Raw genomic sequence first — 2,942 nt, forward strand, 5'->3', positions numbered from 1 at the left:
ATATTGCCGCTTCCCGACGGTGGGGTGGTGTGGTCACCCAGGGGATATCCCGTCGAGTCGCCTCCACGCGAAGAACCCGATCACCAATGGGCAGCTTTTCAGAAATTGGTGGCCATGCTTCTGAAGGCCGAATATTTTCAGAAGGGCGTTTTAGCGAAAGAATTCTATCGCAGTTTGCAATCTTCAGGGGAGAATTTTTTCAAAACTCTGCCATTCTCCAAACCGCTGAGAATCACCTCTTTTCTTTTGAATCGACTGCCCTGGGATCAGTGGCGGAATAAAAGAGGAGCAAATGTCGAATATCTGGCCAAACGATTACGGGAAATAAAACAAATCGAGGTTCTCAATCCACCACCCACGCCTGAAGGTTGTTCGTTCGGCGTGATCATTCGGTGTGCGACCAACATGGTTCGCGACCAGTTGCGTCAATATCTCATTGAGCGGCACATTTATCCAGCCGTCCTCTGGCCGAAAAACGCCCACATGGCAACCGACCCGCGAGCGGTTGAATTTTCGGAATCTATCCTTTTCTTTCACGCCGATTTTCGGTACGAAGAGACGGATTTAGATCGGGTGGCAAAGGCAGTACGTGATTTCTTCAGGAGTTGATGACGAAGAGAAACTGAAAGGCGTGCCAGCCCGTCCGTCGGCCGTTCCTCTTCCTTATTTCTCTGAAACGTATTGAAATCGCCGGGCGCTCCAGGTTTAATCGTTGGGCATTGGGTAGTAGACTGCTACCGCCACGACACGAATTGTTCTTGAACCTGTGGGAGGTGACCTGTGATCACAGCAAATCGAATCACGTCCATCTGTGTCGCTGTAACCTTAGTTCTGGCACTGTGTTGTGGTTTTCGCCCAACCGACGGCGCGGAAGCATCCGGGGCAACCCCTCCAAGTCTTTGGGAATTGTGTCGCGAAAAGTCCTCAGTTCACTGCTTTGCCACGCTGTTCTCGGCCCAGGACGTTCGCGACCGGCTCGCCTCCGAGGAAGGCCGACAGCAGGCGATGGAATGGTGCCGGGCGACAGGGGTCACCCATGTGTTCATCGAAAGTTTTCGCGACGGCTATCAGGCCCCGCGAGATCTTCTCACGGCAGCTCGAGACGCCTTTCGCCAGGCGGGGTTTGAAGTCTCCGGCTGCGTGACACCGACTCATGTGGGCAAGCGTTCCACGGGCTGGAATTTGATCTCCTGCTATACAGATCTCAAGACACAGGATCGACTGGCAGAAATATTTGCCTACGCCGCATCGCTGTTTGATGAGATCATGATCGACGACTTCCTTTTTACCGACTGCACGTGCCCGGAGTGTCAGCAGGCCCGGGCCAAGCGCATCGTGAGGATCGGCGATCAAGAATTTCCCGTAAATGGTGATTCCTGGTCCGCTTATCGCTGCGAACTGATGGTGCAACTATCGCGGATCAAGATTCTCCAAGCCGCGCGCAAAGTCAACCCCAACGTGCGGATCATCATCAAATACCCTCAATGGTATGACTATTTCCACGAACGTGGCTACGATGTCATCCGGCAAACCGCTGATTTTGACCGCATTTGGGTGGGGACTGAGACCCGTGATTACGACGATCCTCGCTGGGGACGCACGGTCCAGTACGAGGGCTACTTCATCATGCGCTGGCTGGGCGGAATCGGTGGCGAGAAATGCGGTGGCGGGTGGTTTGATCCATTCGGCACAACGGAACATACTTATGTTGAGCAAGCCCGGCAAACTATTCTGGGTGGCGCCCGGGAGACGCTGCTTTTCTGTTACGGCGCACTGCAGCGGGGAACCGGTCCCCGGAACGTGGAGGTGCTTCGCACGCACATTCCGGAACTTTTAGCTGTTGCCGAAAAGATCCAAACGCGACAGATTATCGGTGTGGCTGCGTACAAACCACCGCACAGCTCGCCGGGACGGGAGCCGTATGTGTACGATTTCGTTGGAATGTTGGGGATTCCTCTGGTTCCCTGCCACGAGTTTCCAGAAAACGCTCAGGCTGCCTTTTTCCCCGTCCATGCTTTGACAGACCCACAATTTGAAGAACGGCTTGTGCGACTTGTTGACTGTGGCATACCGATCCTTTTGACGGACGCGCTCGCCGGACAGCTCAAAAACAAAGATTTACTTAACCGTTCGAACGTTCACATCCTACCTGTGCAGGGAGATCCCCACCGGCTCCTCAAACTCACGGAAAAGGAATTGGCCCCCTTCCGCACGGCCCTTCTTCGACCTTTCGGTATCACTTTCATCGCTCCCAATAAGGTTGCGCTCTATCTTTTTGAAGACGGCAGTTACGTAATCGAGAATTTCAACAATGATCCCGTAAAGGCCGCGCTCAACGGGCAGGAGCACGAGATACCGGGTCGCGGGTGGATTCAGGTGTGGAAATGAGCAACCATTGCCCGTTTTCGGAGTTCCCTCTGTCGACCAAATTCATCACCGGGTAATGGTTCATAATTGGGTGGTCGGGCCATTCCCGCCTCTTGTGAGGATCCGTAAGAGCCCAACGTGGAACGTGTGGTAGGGGCCGTTCACGAATTGCCACTGCGTCTGAGCGGCCGAACTGGGCAGACGGACCGGGGCTGTGAAATAGATGATCCGGCGTTGGAATGCGGCCGGGCAAAGAGGTCAGCGTGCCCTGAATCTCACTGCCGCGCGAGACCTTTTCGAGGTCGGCGGCCGTTGCGGTCACCAAAGGAAAAAAATGGTAACGAGTCGGTCTCGCTGTGGCCTGCCAGCGTAGATCTTATCCAAGGATAAAATCGACGTCACAGTTCGCTACTTCACCCTTCGCTGCCGGAGCATCTTGCCCGTTTACGGTGTTCTATCCAGCGTGAGGACCGTGGCCAGGGTGAGCTGGACAGTCATTGCCGCATTGTCCACATCCGTGCGTTCCGGTATGTCATTTTCGGTGTGGTAATTGGGATCTGCGTAGGGGAATGATC

Annotated in this window: 2 protein-coding genes; both read left to right on the forward strand. The window is 54.5% G+C overall.

Translation table 11 applies throughout. The features are described 5' to 3' along the window. The coding region (locus tag H5U08_RS14500) for a hypothetical protein (protein WP_297034551.1) at nucleotides 1–609 on the forward strand (609 nt) is incomplete at its 5' end. Nucleotides 610–780: 171 nt separating this feature from the next. Beyond that, on the forward strand, nucleotides 781–2,388 hold the full coding sequence (locus H5U08_RS14505) for a hypothetical protein (RefSeq protein WP_297034553.1): 1,608 nt from the start codon (nucleotides 781–783) through the stop codon (nucleotides 2,386–2,388). Nucleotides 2,389–2,942: the final 554 nt, after the last annotated feature.

This window comes from Thermogutta sp. (assembly GCF_014359955.1).
Lineage (GTDB): Bacteria > Planctomycetota > Planctomycetia > Pirellulales > Thermoguttaceae > Thermogutta.